The 826-nt window shown below is 58.4% G+C and carries 1 pseudogene; it reads left to right on the plus strand.

The features are described 5' to 3' along the window. Positions 1 to 468 (plus strand): annotated as a pseudogene (locus tag AC1D1X_RS24690) (phenylalanine 4-monooxygenase); the annotation flags it as partial. Between the last annotated feature and the right edge of the window lie 358 nt (positions 469 to 826).

An 826-nucleotide genomic window follows, 5' to 3' on the forward strand; every position in this document is an offset into this window, starting at 1 on the left:
GATTTGTTCGGCCACGTGCCGCTGCTGTTCGACCCGAGCTACGCCGATCACATCCAGACCTATGGCAAGGGCGCGCTGAAAGCGCATGCGTTGGAGCACGGCGCCCAGCCGATTCCCGGCGCGGTCGAAATGCTGTCGCGCCTGTATTGGTACACCATCGAATTTGGCCTGATGCGCGACAAACAAGGCAACGATGAAGTCCGCGCCTACGGCGCCGGCATTCTCAGCAGCCCCGGCGAACTGGCCTGGAGCGTGGAGTCTGCAGAGCCCAGGCGCATCGCGCTGCGGGACAATGCCGACCTGCTGCGCTGCATGTCGTCGACCTACAAGATCGACAGCTTCCAGCAGCAGTATTTTGTGATCGACAGTTTTGAAGCGCTGCTGCGGCTGACGGAGCCGGACTTCACGCCGTTTTACAAGACGCTGGCGCAACAGGCTGCACAGCAAAAGACTCTCAGCCTTGCTTGAGCCGGCCCGGCACTATCTGAGTAAGCCGCCTGACACAGCCCCTGATCACCTGATCAAAAGTGGTCACCGGTGGTTTCTATGATGTGCGGCTAACCAAAAGATTAGACTTGACCGGCATGAGCACGCAGCCGGCTACAGCGGCAGCTTGCATCCTGTCGTGTCGCTGCGAGGCGTTTTCGCACGCGAAGGACCAACAATGCCGCGCCGCCTTGCGGCATCCGACCTACCAGCCCCTAATCTCACAACGCGAGGTTTTTGTGAACTATTGATTGATGTTCACTCCTCTGAATGACCGACAATTCAACACTGATACAACACTGCGAGGCAACAGAGGAGCCCGTAGCACATCAGGTGTTTA

The sequence above is a fragment of the Polaromonas sp. P1_G4 genome (assembly GCF_056405475.1).